The 448-nt window shown below is 70.5% G+C and carries 1 protein-coding gene; it reads right to left on the bottom strand.

Features of this window, described 5'->3' with window-relative positions; all coding sequences use genetic code 11:
• Nucleotides 1–45: 45 nt before the first annotated feature.
• The gene (locus tag LPA54_RS38800; protein ID WP_228985093.1) at nucleotides 46–369 is read right to left on the bottom strand and encodes a hypothetical protein; all 324 of its coding nucleotides are present in this window, start codon (nucleotides 367–369) and stop codon (nucleotides 46–48) included.
• Nucleotides 370–448: the final 79 nt, after the last annotated feature.

Raw genomic sequence — 448 nt, 5'->3', positions numbered from 1 at the left:
GCGACGAGCAGGGCGAAGGCGGCTTCCTCCTGGTCGAGCTGGTCGTCACGCTTTCCCATCAGCAGCCTCCGGGATGTCGTCGCAGTTCAGGCAGTACGCCCACTGGGCGACCTGGCGGCGCCCGGTACGGGTCCGGATGGTCACCACGGACGTGAGGACGGATTCCTCCGTCCCGCACGCCCCGCAGGTCGTGTACGCAGTCGTGATGGCCAGGGGCGGGTCCGCCTCGTCGGCCGGGTCCATGTACGAGTCGTCACGCCAGGCCAGCAGCTCGTCCATCGCGTCGTGCTCCGGGCACAGCGAGCACCAGCCCAGGACCCGGTGGGAGGCCCGGATATGGCCCAGCGGCACCGTTCCCTCGTCAGCCACGGTCGGTCCTCCTCGGGGGGAGTGGGGTGTCGGGGTCATCGCACACCTCGCACCAGGACCGGTCCCCCAGCGCTGACAC

Source organism: Streptomyces sp. DH12 (genome assembly GCF_020873895.1).
Lineage (GTDB): Bacteria > Actinomycetota > Actinomycetes > Streptomycetales > Streptomycetaceae > Streptomyces.
This window is presented reverse-complemented; position numbering and strand designations above follow the sequence as displayed.